The 21,572-nt window shown below is 41.6% G+C and carries 19 protein-coding genes; 4 read left to right on the top strand and 15 right to left on the bottom strand.

Annotation, left to right across the window (positions count from 1 at the left end):
* Nucleotides 1-46: 46 nt before the first annotated feature.
* The gene (locus tag O0550_RS18375) at nt 47-805 is read right to left on the bottom strand and encodes a TrmB family transcriptional regulator (protein WP_022585876.1); all 759 of its coding nucleotides are present in this window, start codon (nt 803-805) and stop codon (nt 47-49) included.
* 155 nt (nt 806-960) lie between these two features.
* Between O0550_RS18375 and O0550_RS18370 the strand changes: the two genes are divergently transcribed.
* Nucleotides 961-2,127, top strand: coding sequence for an MFS transporter (locus O0550_RS18370; protein WP_181746989.1), 1,167 nt, complete (start codon nt 961-963; stop codon nt 2,125-2,127).
* Between the two features lie 14 nt (nt 2,128-2,141).
* A complete protein-coding gene (locus O0550_RS18365; protein WP_258427015.1) occupies nt 2,142-2,771 on the top strand; it encodes an NUDIX hydrolase in 630 nt (209 codons plus the stop codon).
* A gap of 97 nt (nt 2,772-2,868) precedes the next feature.
* Here the strand turns inward: O0550_RS18365 and O0550_RS18360 are convergent, their stop codons facing one another.
* The 10 genes from O0550_RS18360 to gpr form a co-directional block, all read right to left on the bottom strand.
* Complete coding sequence (locus O0550_RS18360; RefSeq protein ID WP_121473710.1) at nt 2,869-3,963, bottom strand: M24 family metallopeptidase; 1,095 nt, start codon at nt 3,961-3,963, stop codon at nt 2,869-2,871.
* Between the two features lie 525 nt (nt 3,964-4,488).
* Nucleotides 4,489-4,719 carry a hypothetical protein gene (locus O0550_RS18355; RefSeq protein ID WP_258427014.1) on the bottom strand — a complete coding sequence of 77 codons (231 nt, stop codon included), beginning with the start codon at nt 4,717-4,719 and terminating at the stop codon, nt 4,489-4,491.
* Nucleotides 4,720-5,219: 500 nt separating this feature from the next.
* Nucleotides 5,220-6,098: an ABC transporter permease gene (locus O0550_RS18350; protein ID WP_258427041.1), complete on the bottom strand. Its 879-nt coding sequence runs from the start codon at nt 6,096-6,098 to the stop codon at nt 5,220-5,222.
* Nucleotides 6,099-6,130: 32 nt separating this feature from the next.
* Nucleotides 6,131-7,135, bottom strand: a complete 1,005-nt coding sequence (locus O0550_RS18345; RefSeq protein ID WP_258427013.1) for an ABC transporter permease — start codon at nt 7,133-7,135, stop codon at nt 6,131-6,133.
* 111 nt (nt 7,136-7,246) lie between these two features.
* On the bottom strand, nt 7,247-8,881 hold the full coding sequence (locus tag O0550_RS18340) for an ABC transporter substrate-binding protein (protein ID WP_258427012.1): 1,635 nt from the start codon (nt 8,879-8,881) through the stop codon (nt 7,247-7,249).
* Nucleotides 8,882-9,064: 183 nt separating this feature from the next.
* Nucleotides 9,065-10,033, bottom strand: coding sequence for an ABC transporter ATP-binding protein (locus O0550_RS18335; RefSeq protein ID WP_258427011.1), 969 nt, complete (start codon nt 10,031-10,033; stop codon nt 9,065-9,067).
* An 18-nt stretch (nt 10,034-10,051) separates the two neighbouring features.
* Nucleotides 10,052-11,023 carry an ABC transporter ATP-binding protein gene (locus O0550_RS18330; protein WP_258427010.1) on the bottom strand — a complete coding sequence of 324 codons (972 nt, stop codon included), beginning with the start codon at nt 11,021-11,023 and terminating at the stop codon, nt 10,052-10,054.
* A gap of 254 nt (nt 11,024-11,277) precedes the next feature.
* On the bottom strand, nt 11,278-11,583 hold the full coding sequence (locus tag O0550_RS18325; RefSeq protein WP_003343099.1) for a DUF3679 domain-containing protein: 306 nt from the start codon (nt 11,581-11,583) through the stop codon (nt 11,278-11,280).
* An 8-nt stretch (nt 11,584-11,591) separates the two neighbouring features.
* Nucleotides 11,592-12,788, bottom strand: coding sequence for a stage II sporulation protein P (gene spoIIP / locus O0550_RS18320; protein ID WP_396125772.1), 1,197 nt, complete (start codon nt 12,786-12,788; stop codon nt 11,592-11,594).
* A gap of 142 nt (nt 12,789-12,930) precedes the next feature.
* A complete protein-coding gene (gpr, locus tag O0550_RS18315; protein WP_258427009.1) occupies nt 12,931-14,034 on the bottom strand; it encodes a GPR endopeptidase in 1,104 nt (367 codons plus the stop codon).
* A gap of 244 nt (nt 14,035-14,278) precedes the next feature.
* Between gpr and rpsT the strand changes: the two genes are divergently transcribed.
* Nucleotides 14,279-14,554, top strand: a complete 276-nt coding sequence (gene rpsT / locus O0550_RS18310; protein WP_003338252.1) for a 30S ribosomal protein S20 — start codon at nt 14,279-14,281, stop codon at nt 14,552-14,554.
* 546 nt (nt 14,555-15,100) lie between these two features.
* On the opposite strand, the gene holA is transcribed toward rpsT, so the two are convergent.
* The 4 genes from holA to O0550_RS18290 form a co-directional block, all read right to left on the bottom strand.
* Complete coding sequence (holA, locus tag O0550_RS18305; protein ID WP_258427008.1) at nt 15,101-16,144, bottom strand: DNA polymerase III subunit delta; 1,044 nt, start codon at nt 16,142-16,144, stop codon at nt 15,101-15,103.
* Between the two features lie 502 nt (nt 16,145-16,646).
* A complete protein-coding gene (locus O0550_RS18300; protein WP_258427007.1) occupies nt 16,647-17,942 on the bottom strand; it encodes an MICOS complex subunit MIC60 in 1,296 nt (431 codons plus the stop codon).
* Nucleotides 17,939-18,487, bottom strand: a complete 549-nt coding sequence (locus O0550_RS18295) for an RNA polymerase sigma factor (protein ID WP_003338255.1) — start codon at nt 18,485-18,487, stop codon at nt 17,939-17,941. Before O0550_RS18295 ends, O0550_RS18300 begins: the two co-directional genes overlap by 4 nt.
* A gap of 69 nt (nt 18,488-18,556) precedes the next feature.
* The gene (locus O0550_RS18290) at nt 18,557-20,977 is read right to left on the bottom strand and encodes a DNA internalization-related competence protein ComEC/Rec2 (protein ID WP_258427006.1); all 2,421 of its coding nucleotides are present in this window, start codon (nt 20,975-20,977) and stop codon (nt 18,557-18,559) included.
* Between the two features lie 154 nt (nt 20,978-21,131).
* Between O0550_RS18290 and O0550_RS18285 the strand changes: the two genes are divergently transcribed.
* On the top strand, nt 21,132-21,563 hold the full coding sequence (locus O0550_RS18285; protein WP_258427005.1) for a deoxycytidylate deaminase: 432 nt from the start codon (nt 21,132-21,134) through the stop codon (nt 21,561-21,563).
* Nucleotides 21,564-21,572 lie beyond the last annotated feature (9 nt).

The following is a 21,572-nucleotide window of genomic DNA, read 5'->3' as shown; positions in this document are numbered from 1 at the left end:
GTTAGATAAGAGAGAGGCTTTTATTTTGCAAAGGGTAATCCTTCAGCTAATACCTTAAATTTAACAATACATCGCGAATGGCCTGATCTTTCATCACGGTATCTCGATATCTTTGGGTAATTTCGGTTAAGGCAACATCATGATAGAAAAACTCAGTAAAGAATTTTAATAAAGGACGTGAGCCTGTGCGAATAGCTTGCCACTTACTCTCTTCTATCCCGGCAAAAAGCAATTCCTGTTCATCAACAATAAGGATGCGACTTCTCTCTAAGCTCGCGTGCTGTACATCAGGAATTAAGGTAGACACTGTAGGAATCGCGGTTGGAAATTCACCAATCACATGAATATTAACGGTAATTCCCTCAGCGTATTTTTGCTCTAAAATGGGGAGAAAAGCAGCTAAATCATCAGCCCATCCCGAAATAAAAATCGATTGACTGGCTTGCAGTAACAAATCCTTTAGCAAGGCTTGGATCGAATGGTTATCTCTTAAGGTCCATACTCGATCATCCTTGGGAGCTTCTTTTTTTTGCGTGCTTCTTAATTTTTGAACATTCGTTTCAAAATCAGCTTTTAGTTTTTCAATGATCGATTCAATAGGAAGAGCGGTATACAGTCGCTTTTTTTCAACGGTCGTTTCAAGAATCATCCCTTTTTCGGACAAGCGATGAAGGACTTCATATACCTTTGAACGTGGAACACCTGACCCCTTGACGATACCTGTGGCATCTAATGGCTGATCAACGGTTATCAGCGCTTGATAAACTTGACTTTCATATTGTGTGAAGCCGAATTGTTGAAGCATTGTCTTTGACCCCTTGCTTAACCATTTAGTAGGTAGTAGTACCATCATAGCATATTCTCTGGTTTATGATGTATGATGAAATTTACACTTGTTTTCTCTCGTATAAAAAGTTACTATTGCAGTGGTAACTTTTTAGAGAGAAAGGTTGTTAGGACATGAATAGAAGAGTTTATTTGCTAACCATTGTCTCTTTTGTAGTAGGGATGGTTGAATTGATTATAGGTGGGATTCTAGATTTAGTAGCCACTGATCTGGGAGTGAGTCTTGGTAAAGCAGGATTTCTGATTACAATGTTTTCCCTTGTATTTGCCATCTCAGCTCCCATTCTATTAACATTAACCGCAGGCATAGAACGAAAGCGGTTAACGATGCTTTCTTTATTCGTATTTTTGATCGGTAACGTAATAGCAGTCATCAGTCCATCGTATACGATGCTGTTACTTGCACGTATCATCTCGGCTGCAAGTGGCTCTTTACTGGTTGTTTTATGTGTTACAATCGCATCAAGCCTCGTGGCTATCCCATACCGTGCCCGAGCTATCGGAGTTGTTTTTATGGGAATCAGCGCCTCTCTTGTGCTTGGGGTACCCATTGGATTACTAATAGGTAATTCCTTTGGTTGGCGAGCTCCGTTTATCCTAATCTCAATTTTGACCGTGCTTTCGATGACAGGTGTTCATTTCTTTATGGATCGAATTGAGCCGAAGCCTGCCATTCCGGTTTGGAAGCAGTTAGGTACATTGAAAAATCGTAGCGTATTATTTATTCAATTGACATCATTTTTATTTTTAGCCGGTCATTTAACGTTATATGCTTATCTAACACCATTTTTAAAAATGAAGCTAGGACTAGATGGAACCTGGGTAAGCATTATCTATGTTATTTTTGGTATTGCTGCCGTATTTGGCGGAGGCTTTGGAGGCTTTCTATCAGATCGCTTTGGGACAAAACGTACCATTCTATCTGTTATTTCTGTCTTTGCTTTGACAATCTTTATGATTCCCTACACTACCTTTGCTTTACCGCTATTCCTTGTAGTGATGATTATCTGGAGTATGCTAAGCTGGGCGATCACCCCTGCATTGCAAAGCTATTTAATTGAATCTGCTCCAGAATCCTCTGACATTCAACAAAGCTTAAACAATTCTGCTCTTCACTTTGGAATTGCTTTTGGCTCCTTAATTGGCGGAATCGTTATTGAGAGAGCCTCCATTGATTGGAATGCTACTGTGGGTGGGCTTATCATTATGCTAGCTTTAGGTTCTGCTGTCTTCTCGATGGCTAAGCCTAGCCGTGTTACGTTATCGTTATCTAGAAAATAAAAGAAGAGGTACAGATGATGGAAACAGAATTGCTTGCCATTTTTGACGAGTCTCACAATCATCTAGGTTCAGCTTCACGTGCAGAGGTTCATCGTAAGGGCCTTTGGCACGAGACGTTTCATTGTTGGTTTATTAGTAATGAAAATGGGACTGATTATATTCATTTCCAAATCAGAAGTGAGCAGAAAAAGGACTTCCCTTCTCTGTTGGATATTACAGCCGCCGGTCATTTGCTTGCTCATGAAACGATTTATGATGGAATCAGAGAAATAGAAGAAGAATTAGGCATACGTGTTTCTTTCCATGATTTAGTATCATTAGGAGTCATCAAAAACTGCATTATCCAAAAAGGATTTATTGATAAAGAATTAAGTCACGTATTTCTTTACCAAAGTAAACATGCGATAAGTGATTATACACTCCAGCCAGAAGAGGTTTCTGGTATGGTAAAAGCTGAATTTGCTGGATTTTGCGAGCTTTGGTTACATGACAAACAGGAGCTGCTTGTTGAGGGCTTCGAAAGGAATGCCAAAGGTGAAAGGATTTCGCTTAACAGGATGGTGGGCAAACACGATTTCGTTCCTCATGAGCAGGCTTATTTTGAAGGTATCATTCACTCTATAACAGAGTATCTTTCTAAATGAAACAGGAATCCCTACTTGTAGCAGATGGAATACTCCCCCACCTATAAAAAAAGACGAGCCTCTCGCTCGTCTTTTTCTTTAGATAAAATAGGATTTTTTACACACCAATGATTTGAAGCTCTTTTGGATAGCTTGTTAAAATTTCGACTCCGGTATCTGTTACAAGCACGTCATCCTCGATACGTACGCCGCCAACCTCTGGCAAATAGATTCCCGGCTCGATAGTAAACACCATTCCGCTTACCAACTTATCCTGATTAGCCCCATGGACAGAAGGGTATTCGTGTACATCCATACCCATGCCATGACCTAAGCGATGGGTAAAATACTCCCCATATCCCTTGTTAGCAATAACCTGACGCGCTACCTGGTCTAAATCTGCCAGCACAACACCTGGTCGCGTAGCTTCAATCGCAGCTAGATTCGCCGCTAATACCGTTTCATAGACATCCTTTTGCTTGTCATTAATCTCTCCAACAGCAAATGTCCGCGTAATATCAGAGATGTAGCCATCTTGTAATACACCCATGTCAAACAATAGGAACTCTCCGTTCGCAATCTTACGGCTACCTGGCTTCCCATGCGGTAATGCTGAGTTAGGGCCACTTAACACCATTGTAGAAAACGATGGACCTTGCGAGCCTAGCTTTTTCATTAGGAATTCCAGCTCTGCTACGATCTCAGCTTCTGTTACGCCAACCTTTACTTTTGGCAGACATTGTCTAAGAACTTCCTCGATTGTCTCACATGCTCGCTTAATCCGAACCACTTCATCAGCAGACTTTATTAAACGCATTTGGCGTAACGGCTCTTCCACATCTATGTATGTAGAAACATCTAATTCTTTGACCATTGCTTCATAGATAGAAACAGTCAAATGACTCTTCTCCACAGCCAAGCTCTTCATATTCTGCGGGAGAGCCTGCTTTAAAATTTGATACGGATTGTCGGTGTCTGTATGTGTCATAATGTTTTGCACGCTAGAAGCCGCTTCTGCTGCATTACGGTCTAACGCAGGTACGATTAAGACCGGTTCTCCATTAGCAGGGATTACAAGCCCCATAAACCGTTCATGTGGATTTGTAAAAAAACCAGTCAAATAATATACATGCATAGGAAGAGTTACAAGAATAGCATCCGCTTGCTGTTCTTCCATAAACGAACGTAGTTGAGTAAGACGTCTTTGATCCACTTTCGCCCACCATACCTTTCTTTAGCGATCTTTCCTATCTTGAGGATACCATAGGAGTTCATATTGATACATCCTCCTTGTGTAAAATAAATCTTCTTGCTAACACGTGATTAATAGGTAAGGTTACTTTCTATTGAAAGACTATAATTCTAATAATTCCCACGATTTTATAGAATGTACCATATTAGATGAAAAAGGGAAGCCAATTAACAATGTACGAAGGTTTTTTCTATAAAGATTTTCCCCATGAGCATCGCCGCCAAACTGATTCATATTTGGACATTTAGCTTAATTCAGGGTGACCGTGCGGAAACGATACTTTCGGATAATATCTGAAAGATAACTCCTTTTTCGAAAAATAAAAAACCTCACCACTTACAGATGAGGTCATGTGATAGCAAGACATGTGTATTACAAGTAAATCGGAAGCAGATACTGATCTATCCTATAAATTGATTTGGAAACTGTTGTATAATTCCGCTGGTCATAACATCAGCCATCTCCAGTGCCTGGGGCTCAACCAGATCATTTGTTGAGACGTTTTCCCTCATAGTTACCCGCAATACGTGCTGCTACTTCGGCAGTTAGAAGTCTAAGATGCTGGTACATCATCTGTCTCCATTCCTCTTGGGACCAATAAGGATTAATTCTGCTAAGAAAGATAGCAATGATCGGCATTTGCGTACCAACGTCGCTGTGCATCTGCTGCGGCGGCGGAATTGCCTGTGTGCAGTGCTTGAACGAGTTCCCCTGCAATCGTAAGATGTCCCTTCATCAACTCACCAAATCTTGCCGCAATTGTAGGTCCATAGAAAGGTTGAAAAGCAGCCGCAAAATCGGTGGCATTCCGAAGAAGCCTTTTATCGTTGGATCCTTATCAGGTAGGTCACCGACGATACTATTCACCGCTAATCTTGTCCAGTAAATATGTTGTTCCCATAAAGCCCTCAACTGGCGGTTCAACTCCACCATTGCAGGTGTCCAACACACAGATGAAACTGGCCTGAACACGTAATTGTTATAGTTTGATGAATAACCATACATCGGGGATCATCTCCTTTTTCCGGGTTTCCCCACAGTATATAGGCGAATAGACGAATGTGTGACTAACTTACTAATGGTAGTGGCCGTTAGCCGAAGATTATCTCAATTTAGAGGAACGCTAGTTTTTCTCCACTCCGATATTCGTATACGTAAACAAGCTCCTGCCCTAGATCATAACTGAAGTCATCAAGGAGCAGGAGCAATCTTTCGTTCTAATTCTTCATCCGAGGATCTAAGGCATCTCTTAGTCCATCACCTATCAGGTTAAATCCAAGGACGGTCAGCACAATGGACAGACCAGGAAAAATAACCGTCCAAGGTGCCTGCTGGATGTATTCACGAGAGTCGGCTAGCATTTTACCCCATTCGGGTTGCGGCGGTTGTGCGCCAAGTCCGAGGAATCCAAGCGCAGCCGCTTCCAAAATAGCGGTAGCGATCCCTAAGGTCCCCGTCACAATAATAGGAGCCATGCTATTTGGCAATATGTGTTGTGAAATAATCCGAGCATCCCTCATTCCAATAGCCCTAGCAGCCATAATGAATTCCTCTTCTTTTAAACTAAGCACCTTCGAACGTACTAATCGCCCATAAGTAGGAACATTAATAATCGCAATAGCCATTAGTGCATTCTGTAGAGAAGGCCCTAGAATGGCAACGATCGCAATAGCTAGCAAAATGCTAGGGAAGGCTAAAATGATATCAAATGTACGAGAGATAAGCATGTCAATCCATCTTCCATAATAACCAGCAATCAATCCAAGCAGGGTCCCTATAATAATCGAGCCTATAACCGAAAATGTCCCTACCCATAAAGAGATTTGTGCCCCATATACTACACGGGTATAGACGTCCCGACCATTATAATCAGTTCCAAACCAATGTTTTGCAGAAGGCGGCATGTTTCTCTCTTTTAATGCCCCCTCATCAAAAGGATGCGTAGTAATAACAGGAGCAAGAATCGCAACCAGAATAAAAAAGATAATGATCCCAAACCCTAACAAAGCCATTTTATTCTTCCGTAACGTTCGCCAGGCATCTCGCCAAGGAGACGTTGTTTTTTCAACCTGCTCTTTAGAAGAGACAGCTTGCATCTCTGGAGTTACTTGCACCACTGTTGCCCCCCTTAGCGATATTTAATACGTGGATCAACATAGGCATAGAGTAAATCCACAATTAAGTTGATCAATACGAAAATAAAAGCAATCACAAGAATACCGGATTGGATAACGGGATAGTCACGGTTGCCAATCGCTGTATAAATGTAACGCCCGATCCCCGGCCAGCCAAAAATAGTCTCCGTAAGAATAGCTCCGCCTAAAAGCATTCCTAACTGTAAGCCAATTACTGTTAAAATCGGAATCAAAGCATTTTTTAGCGCGTGCTTGTACACCACGAAGAACTGAGCTAATCCTTTGGCACGGGCAGTACGAATGTAATCAGAACGCATCACTTCCAGCATGCTGGAACGCGTAATTCGAGCAAAGATAGCCATTGGAATGGTTCCTAGTGCAATGCCAGGTAAGATAAGGTGCAAGATCACATCCTTGAATTGATCCCATCTCCCACTAATGATCGTATCGAGTAGATAAAAATGGGTAATCGCCTCTACAGCATCACGCGGATTATCCCTCCCTACTGAAGGTAACCATTTTAATTCCTGTGCAAAATACCATTGTTCCATTAACCCTAGCCAAAAAACGGGCATAGAAACACCAATCAAAGCAATGAGCATGCATACATAATCAAACCAAGAATTTTGTTTCCAAGCAGAAATAATTCCAGCATTAATCCCTACAACAAGAGCAAACAACAAGCTGACAATAGCTAATTCGGTAGTAGCAGATAAATAAGGAACGATCTCCTTGGCAATAGATGCTTTCGTATGAAGTGATACGCCTAAATGACCTGTCAGTACATCTTTAAGATAAGAAAAATATTGAATGTACCATGGATGATTTAATCCTAATTGTTCACGGAGTTCTTCAACGGCACTCGGACTAGCCTTCTCTCCTAAAATCGTTAAGGCTGGGTCACCAGGGATGGCGTGAATAATGGAAAACACGATAATAGACATGCCCAAAAATACAGGGATCAGCATGAGCAAGCGTCGTATAGTGTAAGCTAGCAAATACCATCTCCTCGCTTTCCTTGCTTGTGTATTAAAACGATAGCGGATAAATGAATGGGAAAAGAAAAGGGTAAGAGGAAAGCTCAGCTCCTACCCTTTTACATATGAAACCTATTCAATATCCACCTCTTCTAAGCTTTCATTACCTTTGGGATGTGGCACATAGCCCTTAACAGTTGCTTTCGCTGCAATTGGAGGTGTCGAATGCACCAATGGGATGAGAATTGCTTGATCAAAGATGATTTGTTGAACCTCGTTGTAAATTGCAGTACGTTTTGCAACGTCTACCTCAGATTGCGCCTTCACCAGCAGGTCAGTAACCTTCTCATCTTTGTAGAAGGAACGGTTACTACCGCCTATATTATTTTTATTAAAGTGATTATTTAGGAAGTTATCAGGGTCGCCATTATCTCCAGTCCAGCCAAGCAGATAAAGCTCCTGTTCCCCTTTTCTGGTTTTATCTAAATAAGTCGCCCAATCCATAGAAACGATTTCGGCATCAATACCAATTTTCTTAAAGTCCTGCTGTATCGCTTCAGCCATTTTTGGACCATTAATAATATATGGACGCGGTACTGGCATTGCCCAGAATTTCACTTTGAACCCATTTGGATACCCTGCCTCGGTCAGTAACTGCTTTGCTTTTTCTAGGTTATATTCGCGATCCTTAATTTGATCATTATGACTCCAAATGGAGGGAGGCAGCGGATTAGTAGCAGGCTGGGCAAAACCGCTGTAGAAGGCTTCGATCATACCTTGCTTATCTATGGCATGCCCCATTGCTTGGCGTACCTTCACATTGTCTAAAGGTTTTTTCTCAATGTTAAAGCCTAGCCAGCCAGCATTCATAGAAGGACGGATAAATAACTGTAGATCTTTATTTTCCTTCACAGGCTTCGCATCATCAGGATTTAAACCATCCATAATGTCTATCTCCCCAGATGTAAGCGCTGTTAAACGAGCGGAGTTGTCCGGAATCACCTTAAAAATAACTTTGTCTAGCTTAGGAAGACCTTTTTGCCAATAATCTGGATTTTTTGTAATCGCAATACTATCATTTCGGTTCCATTTCTCGAATTTGAATGGACCAGTTCCAACAGGCTTCTCATTAAATTCCTTTGTTCCCTTCTTCACTGCATCTGGTGAAGCGATAGCAAACGGGAACATGCCTAGATTCTGCATAAGAGGTGCTAGAGGACGATTCAATGTAAGGACGATCGTGTACTCATCCTTCACATCTACAGAAGCGATGACATGGTCCTTGTCGCCTTTATAGCCGCCAAACATGTCATTATAATATTCATAGCCTTCTTTATCGTGGTATGGATTGCTTTTATCCATCCAACGTTCAAAGTTAAATTTAACAGCCTCTGCATTAAAAGGTGTCCCATCATGGAAGGTAACTCCTTTTCGCAAATAGAAGGTGTATTTCTTACCATCTGGAGTAATATCCCACTTTTCAGCAAGTCCTGGTATCACTTCTGTATTTTCTTTTTTGTATTTTACTAGTGTTTCCATAATGTTTTCTGTAACCCTCGCCGACTCTCCATCGGTAATCGTGATTGGGTCAAGACCTACAGAATCTCCACCGCGCCCCACAATTAGGGTTTTTCCATCTTTTTTGGTGTCTGCTGTCTTTGTTTCCCCTTGTTTGGCGGCTTCGTTTGTATTACTTCCACAGGCAGTCAATGCTACAGAAAAAGCCATTATTCCGCAAAGAGCCGCTGCCAGCTTCCTTTTTTTCATATTTTAATCCCCCTTGTTTTCTATTTTCATGAACAGAAAGCAACAGATCTCCATTGCTTCCTTGCTTCATGCATTCTTGACGTTTCCTGCCGGTAACAAATCCATGTAAAAAAGAGGTTTTGTCAAAACAGTACGTTCTTTTTATAAAAATATGCTCATTTATTTTTCATAAAATTTTGAATATTAACTATATAAATGGCAGGCTACCAGATGATTTTCTCTCGATGCAAGCATTTCAGGACGTTTTTCCCTGCATACATCCATCACATGAGGACATCGCGTATGAAATGTACAACCTGACGGTGGATTAGCTGGGCTTGGTAAATCACCCTGCAAAATAATCCTTTCCTGTTTTTTATCAGGATCCGCTACAGGTACGGCTGATAGCAATGCTTTTGTATATGGGTGCAAAGGGTTCGTATATAGCTCATCTTTATCCGCGAGCTCTGCAATGCGGCCCAAATACATAACACCTACACGATCACTAATGTGTCGAACCACACTTAGATCATGAGCAATGAATAAATACGTCAGGTTAAATTCTTTTTGTAAATCCTGCATAAGATTAAGCACCTGTGATTGAACAGATACATCCAAGGCGGATACTGGCTCGTCAGCCACAATTAATTTGGGATTTAAAATCAGTGCACGAGCAATTCCGATTCGCTGACGCTGTCCTCCGCTAAATTGGTGAGGATAACGTCCCGCATGATAGCTAGATAGTCCGACTACCTCTAGTAATTCATGAACACGCTTACTCCGTTCTTTGGAGGAATTGATCCTATGAACAATCAGAGGTTCTTCTAAAATTTTTCCGACTGTATGACGTGGATTTAAAGACGCAAATGGGTCCTGAAAAATAATCTGCATATCCTTACGAATCTCCCGTACTTCCTCTCTTTTCATCCGGGCCACATTTTTTCCTTCAAATAGCACTTCACCACTTGTTGGTTCTATTAATCGGAGTATAGATCTACCTGTTGTAGACTTGCCACACCCGCTTTCTCCTACCAATCCTAAGGTCTCCCCTCTCTTCACACGAAAAGAGACATCATCAACCGCTTTTACTGCGCCGATTTCCCTAGCAAAAACTCCACCCGTGATCGGGTAGTATTTTTTCAAACGATTCACTACTAATAAATCCTCCACCAATCTGCCCCCCTACCGATGTTATTGTTCATGTAGAAAACAGCGCGCTCGATGTTCTGTTCCCACTTCCAATAGCTGCGGCATCGTCATCCGGCATTTGTCTGTCACATATTCACAACGCGGTGCAAATCGACAGCCCTCTTTAATCGTGCCTGGCAGTGGAACATTACCTGGGATGGAATAAAGACGCTCCTTCTTTTCTTCTAAGTGTGGAATAGATTGGAGTAAGCCTTGCGTATATGGATGTTTCGGATTCTTCAGAATATTTGTGACATCTCCTTCTTCCACCACATTTCCGCTATACATCACAACCACTCTGTGGCACATTTCTGCCACTACCCCTAGATCGTGGGTGATCAACATGATTGCGGTTCCCATATCCTCATTTAGACTGCGCATCAAGTCAAGTATTTGAGCTTGAATGGTAACATCAAGAGCAGTAGTGGGCTCGTCTGCAATCAATAATTGCGGGCTACAGGCCATCGCCATCGCAATCATGACACGCTGACGCATTCCACCAGATAATTGATGTGGATACTCATGAATAATTTCCTCAGCACGCGGAATCCCCACACAATGCAGCATCTCGATGGCACGCTTTGTTGCTTCTTTTTTAGAAACTTTCTTGTGTAGAATAACAGCTTCTCTAATCTGATCACCAATTTTGTAAACGGGATTCAGTGAAGTCATTGGCTCCTGAAAAATCATTGCGATTTCGTTTCCTCGAATCTCTCGCATTCGTTTTTCGCTGGCAGTTAACAGGTTTTCCCCTTTAAACAAAATGTTACCGCCCACAATTTTTCCCGGAGGATTAGGTACTAATCGCATGACAGATAGTGACGTAACGCTCTTGCCACAGCCTGACTCACCTACAATACCTAACACTTCACCTTTGTTGATGGATAAATTAACTCGATCAACGGCCGGAACTCGTCCACGATCCGAAAAAAAATGGGTCTCTAGATTCTCAATGTGCAAAATCTTTTGCGTCAAAGGGACCGCACCTCTCTATACCATTGTTCTTATGGGTTATTTTTTGATAACTTAGATAATTATTGCATTTATTTATAAAACTAGCAACATCAAAATAATATAGTATGAACAAAAATTAATTTTGTATAATTAAACCAATTATTTTTTTCCCAAAAAACTTGTACTCCAGCTAAGAAGGCAACTTGCGAACGCCTCAGCACAAATTGCCTTTCCCAATCTACTGTATTTGCTCTCATCTTGTTTCTTTACTCGCTTTATGGTTCAAAAAATCCAGAAATCCAATTTACGGTAGCTTCAGTCCCTTTTTTAATCCATCTTCCTACCGATTCCCCGGCTTCACCTACATAATTAACGACACGTTTTGGCTCTGTTCTTACTTGTTTCCCCATAACCGCTATCTCTACCTGATTATTATCAACCTTGGTAATAGCAAAGGTCTGGGATTGCTCGCGTAAGCTTCCGTCCACTTTATTGATACCCCGTTCAGCGGTTTGCATACCCAGTACAATGCCAATTAACAACAGAATCACCATACCGATAAATCGTATCGTATGCGCCATCTAAGCTCTCACTCCTTACTCTTACTACTCTTTGGTGTCTGCTCTTTGTTCACTTTCTCTGCTTTTTGGTAATACTCCGCAAAAACATCTGCAAATGCTTCCGCTGTATTATAAGATTCCTCAAGCGTGTTGTTGATTCCACCAAATTCTAGTAATAGACTACCCGGAGAGACGGACTGGTTATACTCGGCATTTCCCTCATGAGCACCTTTGGCGATTACACCACGAGATAATCCCGGGTATTTTTTCTCTACCAAAGCGTTCAATTCTTTGGCCATCCGTTCATTTTGCATGAAATTACGATTGCGTGTTCCAATGACAAATAGGATGCGGGCATATGTTTTTCCGTTTATAGTGATTGCCGTTTTAGTACGCGACACATCCCCATCGCGATGGATATCAAAATAATACTGTAAAGCAGGATTTTTTTGAGCGGCAGCTTTCACAGCTTTATATGACTCAGCATATGCCATCGGATATGTCTTTTTCTGGTCGATCAATTGCTGAATAAAATCATTTTCACTTACAATGTTATTTACCCCTTTTTCTTGCAAAAGCTTTCCGAATCGTTTGCCAACAAGCTGAATATTTTTTGTTGGATGATCAACTGACGTTCCTACAGTAGGTGCTACATGCGTCCATGATTCCCGATTATGTGTATTGTAAATAAAAACACGCTTCTCTCCAGCTATGCTAGGAGGACTGGGCGTCTTCGTTTCATCCTTTTCGATTTGTCCCGGCTGTACGATGTCCCTTGCTTTTGTATGTTCTTCTCGGTTCACATCCTGAACAACTGCATTCGGTGCGGCAGATTCCACGTACAAATCCACTAGCTCTAATCCTTGACCTGGCACAATAATGCGAGCATCATCGTAGGTAAGCAAGCCTGGTAGCTCTCTGCCTAACAGACTGCGTAAATCACCAGGATAAATACCGGTAATGAGTTGAAAGAAGAAGCTTTGCATCGTGGAGCTCTCAGGCTCTCCCTGGGCTTGAACGGTACGATGCAAGCTAGGGATTTCCATACCCATCGCATCGAGAAACGTAATACTTGATACGTTGGAAGCCGCTCGTTGAATGCTACTAGAGTAGAGAAAATCCTGATGATTGGGGCTTACAAGCAAAAGACTCACAAGCACAAATAATAGTGCTGTGCCGGCAGAGAGTGCAAAAAAATAGCGTTGTAATAGGGTGATCATTTTCATTTCTCCTCCTCTGACGTTTCTTTTGCATATGCTTTATAGTATGCATGTCATAGAGTAGATAGAACGATCACCCTAGTAAAATAACGTTTCGTTTTTTGCAGTTTTTTATTGGTTATTTATGGCGGAGGTAGTCTACTCTTCTTTAATGTGTATAGGCACTCACATTCTCCTCAGAGACGGCTCTATGCAACGCCTGATTAAGTCCTGTAGCTACTATATTAGAAATACCCTCCATAAAATCGTCTATTTCCTTAGGTGTCACTACTAGCTCTTGCCCTAACGGACGCAGTACTTCATGAATTAACTGTCGCTTTTCATCCTCAGATAGCTGCCCTACTAATCCCATGAAGGTTCCCCTTTTTTCCATATCAGGTAAGTCTTCCTCTGTGTAAGGTTCTTTGCGCTCAGGCATATCCGAAGCAGTAAGTCGATTAAATGCGCGATTTTGCTCCCGCATCGATTGATTAAAATGACCTAATAAATAAGTAATCGCATCATTTACAATGGTAGAAGCAAATACCACCGTTGGAACCCCTATAGAGATGACAGGAACCCCTAATGTAGCGTGGTCAATGGATTTACGCTTATTTCCTACCCCCGAACCGGGATGGATACCCGAATCGGCAATCTGAATCGTTGTATTGACACGGTGTAGGGCTCGGGATGCAAGGGCATCAATCGCGATTACAAAGTCTGGTTTGCTCTTCTCTACCACACCAAACACAATTTCACTAGTCTCAATACCCGTAATCCCTAATACACCGGGAGACAGTGCGCTAACCTCACGATAACCATCTTGAACGGATTCAGGTGCTAGCTCAAATAGATGACGAGTCACCAATAAATTTTCAACAACTTGAGGGCCTAGTGCATCAGGCGTTACATTCCAATTTCCAAGACCAATGACTAATGCCTTTTTATCCTCTGTTAATCCGAGTTCCTGCAGAAATCTAGCAAACTCTCGGGCGAATCGCTTCGTTACTATACCCTCCAGCTCTGAATCGTTATCTCTGAGTTTTGGCACTTCAATTGTCACATAATTTCCTGGGAGCTTTCCGATTTGCTTACCTGCCTCCTCATTCTCAACCTGCACTCTGGTCACGGTAATACCCGGCTCAGAGTTATCTGTTGCTAGGAAAATCCCTGGAATATCGCTTTGATTCTGCTCACAAGCTATCTCATGCGCTTCTACTGCCAGATCAGTGCGGATTGTATACTTAGCTAGATCAATGTTATGTACATCCATTCTATTCGCCTCCAAGTAGAGAAAGATAACCGTACGACAAGCTAATTTGGCTCATTCCTCTGTCCTTCTGATTAAGAACCAGATTATCATGTGTTCTGTTCTTATTTCTTACTACTAGGTTGCTTGCTTCTGTCATTTTTATTCGCAAAATCATTCCTTGCAAATGCACCAAACGCATGCTAGAATACTATTTGTTGCATTTCTTTTGCTATGGTCTTTTCTATTGTTTTAAGGAGGTGAAAGTATGCCAAACATTAAATCCGCTATCAAACGTACAAAGACGATTGAAAAACGCCGTGCTCAACGCGCTTCTCAAAAATCTGATCTTCGTACAACAATCAAGAACTTCGAAAAAGCAGTTCTTGCTTCTGACGTGGAATTAGCTAAAACAACCCTTCTTGCAGCTGTTAAGAAAATTGACAAGGCTGCTACGAAAGGTCTTATTCATAAAAACGCAGCTAATCGTCAAAAATCTCGCCTGATGAAAAAACTTAACGTTCTTACTGCTCCTGTAGCATAATTTCGTTTGACAGGCCAAAAAACCCCGCAACCTTAGGTTTGCAGGGTTTTTTATTTTAGAGGTAAGCACGCATCCTATGTCATTTTCGTGTAATGAACGAACCACGTCCGTATCGCACACAACACAAGCTTCATTAGCTTAGGAAATTTTGTTCTGCTTGCCTTATTTGACACTTCCCCATTCCCCCCTACTTCAGTTAGCGGATTCCATCAATATGGATCGTCAAATTAAAAGCATACTTCCCAGCTATCAAGGATTCTATTCTCCAATGCGACATAGCTAACAGCACGGACTTTTTACCAAGATTCCCTTTCTCATCTCCTGACAACTTAACTTGATCTTGTTGTAAGTTTAGCCATAAAAAATTACACCCCCTAAAGTTCATCGGATAACCTCAGGGCTTTTTCCAATGTCTACTTTAAGGGGTGCACTTCAAGTGTCTGCACCCTGTAGAGCTATCTTATTCTGCTAACATAAAACACAATGCCTGTCCTTACGATTTTGCTAATAGACGAGTCCCTCATGTCTGGAAAAGCTATCTAGGCTTTATCGTTGTAGCTCTTGTCCTACCTTCGCAATAAATACCTCCAGAGCTAATCTCTTGTCGGTCTGTCCTGATTTCATCCGGTAATCCTCTTCTGCGAGGATTCCTAGCAACCGGCGTAAACTAGCCTCCGAAAAATGTCTGGCTTGCTCCAGCGCCTTTTTAACGGCATAAGGATGCATTTTTAACATACCAGCTAGCTGCTGCTGCGTATAGCCTAGTGGAGCACGCGTCTTCACATGGTATATCAATCTAAATTGTCTCGCTAATAACGCCATCAACTTAATCGGCTCTTCTCCCATTTTCAAGCAATCATATAGGGTGTGAAACGCATCTGTTACTCTACCAGTAACAACGGCTTCAACCAGAAAAAAGACATCCTGCTCTAACGTTCGTGAGGCCAAAAGCTCAATTGTCTCTCGAGTGATTTCTCCCGTTTGATTATCGCCTTTCTTTACATAGAGCGCCATTTTTTCGATCTCTTTGACTAATAACCGTAATTCTGAACCAACACGCTCTGCCAGCAACATAGCATTTTCTCGTTCAATCTGTGCACCAAAGCGTTGTGCCGTCCGTTCAATCCATCCATATAAGTCTGTATCCTGCAATGTTTGAAATCCTAGAACAACAGCGCGTTGTTGCAGTTGCTTTGTTAATTTTTTACGTTCATCCAGCTTATCGGCCTGTACATCCAACACGAGAGAACTGCTTGGAGTCGGGTCCTTTAAGTAATCCAGGAGGACATCTGTGTTATGCTCGATTTTACTTGGTGGTTTTGCTCCGGTTAAAAAATAAGCATTACTGGCAATTACCAAACGATAGTCAGACAAAAATGGTAAGGTATTGGCTTCTACTAACATGTCTTCTAAAGGTGTCTGAGCACAATCGTACATTCCTATATTTAAATCAGCGTATGTCGGGTCAATTATCTCGTTACGAAGCAAGGTCATAAATTCCTCTTTTAGATACGTCTCCGGCCCATAAAGTACATATACCGGAGCAAATCGCTTCTGTTTAATCTCCCGCATCGCCGTGCGTAACGGCATTCCGATCTCTCCTTTGTTACTCGCTATTTCCTCTATTTTTTCTTACTTTAATTATAACACGCTTAGGCTTGCACGCAAAAAAACCACGACCTCGTCAGCCATGGTTTAACCAAGCAACATTCGCTTTTATGTAAACGCTAGAGAGAAAACCCCGGATGTTTTCTCTCTATACGGGAAGCAGGGGGTGCTTGATACTTTATCTTACGCGAAACGCACTTTTTGGTGTCAGTCTTCTGCAAAATTTGGCGTTCGTCCTATCTTCACATGATGAGTCAGCCTAAAATGCAGGAAGGAAGCCTATGCTATCCCCAAGCTTCGAAATACTTATCGTTCATTAATGAAAAACAGCCTATTGTCATTATAACTGAGGGTTGTTTTTTTAGCCCGTTCTCTTTCACCCAATGGCCCCTGAATGCAAGAATATACTCTACTCTTTTTGTATAAGCATTCTTGAAACGGTGCCTCCTGATTTCCAGTAGCTGCTGGCTATTTATACCCAATCTTATTTCTGCCAATTCCAGCCATTTTGTTGATTGGTCCACTCTTCTAGGTGCTTTTCTGTGTCTTTTCGTTGCTTTTCCTGCTGCTTCTCCCATTCTTTCATCTGTTTTTCCCATTCTTTTTGTAGTTCTTTTTGCTTCTTCTCTAATTCTTTTTGCTGTTTTTCTAATTCTTTTTGCTTATCTTTAGCTTGCTGCTCCGCTCTTTGCTTTTTTTCTTCTTCTCGTTTTTTCTGTTCCTTAAGCGCCCGCTCAATGGCATTTTGAATAACCTTCTCTAAATCCTTCTGATTTTTAACATTTTGCAGATCAGGATGCTCCTGTAAAAATTCCTGCACTTCTTTAGACGCTTCCTCCCATGCTTGAACCTTGCCCTCTTGATCCAGCTTATTGTAGTTATCCACCTGATCAGGAATCAAGGAGAAAAGTGCCCCTTCTGATATCGACTGCTCATGGGCAGATGCTTGTTTATCAGAAGCCGAAGTGTGATTATCCTTTATTTTAGGAGAAATAGCAATCTCGTGCTGTGTTTGATTCTCATCTGTTTGGTTACCACCCTTCAGACGACCGTCCGTCTGTCCCATTGCTACACTAGTTTCAGCATCAGATTTACTGTCGCTAGATCCGCCCTGGTGGTGATCCGGTTTATTCTCTTTTTGCTTTTGTTCTCCTTTTAATTCTGTCGAGGTGTCATTTGGTGTAACATCTGGCACCTCTTTTGAGGCATCTTGTGGATTTGGGTCCTTCTCATCGTCAGTTGTTTTTTTATCAGTAGGTGTAGATTTAGGTTTTTCTGTTTTTGGGGTTTCCTTAACGATCAGGTCACCTGATGAATTTTTGGATACATTCTCTTGTACATGACCAGAAGCTCCATTCGTAAGAGCAATCGGCTCAGTTTTTTCCTTATTGGCCATAACAAAAATTCCCAACAGCAAACAAGCTGCCGCAACACCGCTTCCTACCTTAGCCATCCACAATGGCAAACGGCGTTTTTTACCTACTGATTTGTCTTCTGTCTGTTTTAACTCTAGACGAGGTAGTTCCGTCTGTGTAACAGCCGCTGGTTCAGGGGTTTCTCGGGACTGCTCCAGTTGAGGTAAGAGCGCATCAACAATACTAAACGGTGGTGTAACTCTTGGTAGATTTGTCAATCCATCAGAAACCTTTTTTAAACGTTCGTACTGGAGCATATACTCTGGATTTTCAGCTAACTTCGCTTGTAAAATTCGTTTTTCTTCCTCAGACAAATCATCGTCCAAATCTCTTTGCATCCATTCATGGATGTCATCCTGCGTCATCCTCTTATCCCCCCCTTCTCATACTCCTGCAGCAGTGTCTGCAATTGATGTCTAGCCCTAAACAGATAAGATTTTACCGTATTGAGCGGTACGTCCAAGGTATCAGCAATTTCTTGATAGGAAAAATCCTGCAAATAGCGAAGTACAACAACTACTCGATAATGCTCCGGTAATTTGGCAATTGCTCGATGAACATCCTCTGACATGCTATGCAACAAAATCGTATCTTCAACATTTTGTTTGTCTTGTAGCGTCAGTTCGTATTCATCGATGGATAATGTCTCCTTTTTTGCCCGAAAGCGATCCATGCAAATGTTGCTGACAATACGTTGAACCCATGTGGTAAATTTGGCTTTTTCCTGAAAGGTGCCAATTTTTCTAAAGACGCGTAATAAAGCTTCCTGGGCTACATCCATTGCATCGTGTTCGTTACCCGTAATATAGAAAGCGCTCCGATACACGGTGTTTTCAATGGAGCGAAGCAGTTCCACCAAAGCTTCTTGATCTCCTGCCTGCGCCTTTTTGATCAGGTCAGCTTCAATCATTAGCGCTCTCTCCTTCCTTTCAGACGTAGGCAACTTCATGAAAGTTGCAAACATAATCCATCATTGTAATTATTCTGGTTGTAATGTAGGAGTAACTTTATATCCATTTTCATTAATTGTAACAGTAATCGCTCCATGATGATCAGTGCGATAAATCTGTGTATTCCGTTGTTTAAAACGCTCTATTACTTGCTCAGATGGATGATGGTATCGATTGTTAGTTCCTACTGAAATCAATGAGACACTAGGAGTAATCGCATGTAAGAATTCCTCACTGCTAGAAGTCTTGCTCCCGTGATGCCCTACCTTTAGAAGATCAATAGGAGGTAATGTATAGCGCCGTAACAATTCTTGTTCTCCCGATTCTTCCAAATCACCTGTTAACAATATGTTTACACCATATGCAGACAAGAGTAGCACAACAGAAGCATTATTCTCAGAGCTCCCTTGTGTCCTTTTAGGATCAGGCGATAGCCAGGTCCATGTAACCTGCGGATTATCCTGCCAGGTATAGCCTGAATATCCAGTATGCATTTTGATTTGTTCACTATGTAAAGCTTGAACCCATTCTGCCTCAGCCTTAGGTTGTCTACCATTGGTAAGGACACGATCCACCTTCAGAGCAGGCAACAATGCTTTTACCCCTCCTACATGATCATGGTCCCCATGTGTCAGCATAAGACAGTTGATGCGTTCCACTCCTTTAGAGCGCAAATAAGGCACTACAACATCCTTTCCGACTTCAAATGGATTTCTACGTTTTTGCCAAGGCTCTCTTCCAAAGGAGATCGTTCCTCCTGCATCTATTACATATACAAAAGAATTGTCTATCTCAACTATTATAGAGTCTCCTTGCCCCACGTCAATAATGGTAATTTCTACCTCGTCCTTTTTTCCCCATGGGTCACGAGCAATCATCACCAATAAAATGAAGAGAAAGGTCGCCATAAAAAGATCCTTTTTACGGTGATAGCCTAAATGCCACATTGCCCAAAAACCAACGCAAAAGCCCATATATAGTACGTGCCACCACCAAACAGGATGTGACCAATGCCGCAAGGGAATTTTTGTTTGGTGGAGAAATGTAAGAAAGGAATGAACAAAGGATAAAAGATAATCAGCTACAACAGAAGGTATGTAAGTTAATGCAATATGAATATGAGAAAAAAATAGCAGGATGTAGCCAAGTGGCAAAATAATATACGAATAGACAGGTACTAATAATACATTAACCAGCCATGAAATCGGTGAAAACAAATGAAAATAATGAATGAGAAAGGGAAATGAAATTAGTTGCGAAACCAGTGTGACGGCTAAAGTAGAAACCAACCATTTTGGCATAGGCCATTCCAATTGGACTAGCAACGGTACAAAGACTAATAATCCCATCGTAATAAAAAAAGATAATTGAAATCCTAGATGAAATAATTGATATGGGTCGTAGATTAACATAATAAGCCCAGTGACACCAAGTATTTCTAGGCCCTGCGCAGATTTTTCTTGAGATCGTGCTAATAACCCAAGAATCCCCATACAGCCTGATCGTACGGCTGATACCCCCATACCCACTAGCCCTACATACATCAAAATAAATAGTATACCTATCACATAAGAAATCTTTGTGGGAACACCAATCTTTTGTACAATCCATAAAAAGCCGCTAGACACGATTGTGATATGTAAGCCGGAAATGGCAAGCACATGAATAAATCCTAAATCAGCATAAACTGTTTGAAGATCAGCTTCTACCTCTGATTGCTGACCTAATAGAAGTGATTTGAAAAACCCGATGTTTTCAGGCTCCATGCTTAGCTTTTCTAATTGTCTGGCTTCTTCTTTTTGCCATCTAGTAAAAAAAGCCCGCCAATCCCCTTCTCCCTCCTCAACCTCCATATCCGTAACATCCATATCAACTATTACTGCTACTTTTTGATACCGAAGATAGGATCTGTAATCGAACGCATGCGGATTACGAGCTGTACCTGGGAGCTTTATTGTAGCCTGTGCCTGAAAGGAATTACCCGAATGCCAGCCTTCTATAGTATTAATTTGCTCCTCATGCTGTAGCTTGAGACGAATAAGAACTCGCTCATTTAAATCTGTTGTCTGGTATACGGTTTTCATTCTCTGTTTTCTGTTCACATTGTTAATTCGTGCATAGAACCTCACCAAATCGCCGTCTCGCTCGACGGAAGAATCAATTTTCCCCTGTAGGAAAACAAGCTCCTCTCCCTCTGCATACTGCACTAATTCAGAAGCATAACGACTATCGTACCAGCTAAAATAACAGGCACCAGCAAGGAGAGAGCCCATTAAGAGCAAGCTCCACTTCCTCATCTCGCCCTTCAACCCAATCGCGGCCAATATTAATAGAACAAATCCGATCCATAAATAAAAAGGAGGTGAAAAGAGCTTGAGCCTACCCAAATTACTAAGCCCAATCCCTATAATCCAACATAGTGATGTCAGAAAAAACTGATAGGCTGCCACCCGTTCTCCACCTTTCTCTCTATTCTCAATCCATTATAGGAGCAAGAATATGGACAAAAATAATAGAGAAAGCGGAGAGGGTTATAGTATAATAGAGCAAAATTATAATACATAGTAGTAAGAACAGTGTTCGGTGTCAAAGGAGAGAAGCAACATGGCGAGAAAAAGTTGGGATGAATATTTCCTAGATATTGCCGATCAGGTATCCACCCGTTCTACCTGCCCCCGCCTTCATGTGGGTAGCGTAATTGTAAAGGATAAACATATTATTGCAACGGGATACAATGGCTCCATCCATGGTCACGATCATTGTGAAGATGGTGGCTGTCTAATTAATGAAGCTGGACGTTGTGTGCGAACAGTGCATGCCGAGGTTAATAGTGTTTTACACGCAGATCGAGATAGTCTAAAGGGAGCTACGGCCTACGTTACACACGAGCCTTGTGAAAATTGCGCTAAAACACTCGCTCAATCAGGGATCGCACGGATCGTGTACCGTAATGCCTATCCAAATAAATGGAATGAACATTTCCTTAAAGGTATAGAGGTCGTTCACTTACGTGTTTCGAATGCAAGAAACAACTAACTAAACTAC

The organism is Brevibacillus halotolerans, from assembly GCF_026891775.1.
GTDB classification, from domain to species: Bacteria; Bacillota; Bacilli; order Brevibacillales; family Brevibacillaceae; genus Brevibacillus_B; species Brevibacillus_B halotolerans.
The sequence above is the reverse complement of the archived record's forward strand: the minus strand, read 5'-3'. Positions and strand labels throughout refer to the sequence as shown.